The following is a 229-nucleotide window of genomic DNA, read 5'->3' on the forward strand; positions in this document are numbered from 1 at the left end:
CGCGTGGCCGGGCGCAGCAAGTTCAACTTCTGGCGGCTGTGGAACCTGGCCCTGGAGGGCATCACCAGTTTCTCGACCGCGCCGCTGCGGCTGGCGACCTACCTGGGGCTGGTCACTGCGGCGCTGGCGTTCGCCTTCGCGCTCAAGGTGGTGCTCAAGGCGCTGCTGTTCGGCGACCCGGTGCAGGGCTGGCCGACGATGATGGCGGTGATCCTGTTCCTGGGCGGGG

Annotated in this window: 1 protein-coding gene; it reads left to right on the forward strand. The window is 69.4% G+C overall.

The window, feature by feature from the left end:
- Positions 1-229, forward strand: a 229-nt coding sequence (locus tag HKX41_14035) for a glycosyltransferase (GenBank protein NNC25253.1), incomplete at both ends; no start/stop codon positions are given.

The sequence above is a fragment of the Salifodinibacter halophilus genome, assembly GCA_012999515.1.
Classification (GTDB): Bacteria; Pseudomonadota; Gammaproteobacteria; order Nevskiales; family Salinisphaeraceae; genus Salifodinibacter; species Salifodinibacter halophilus.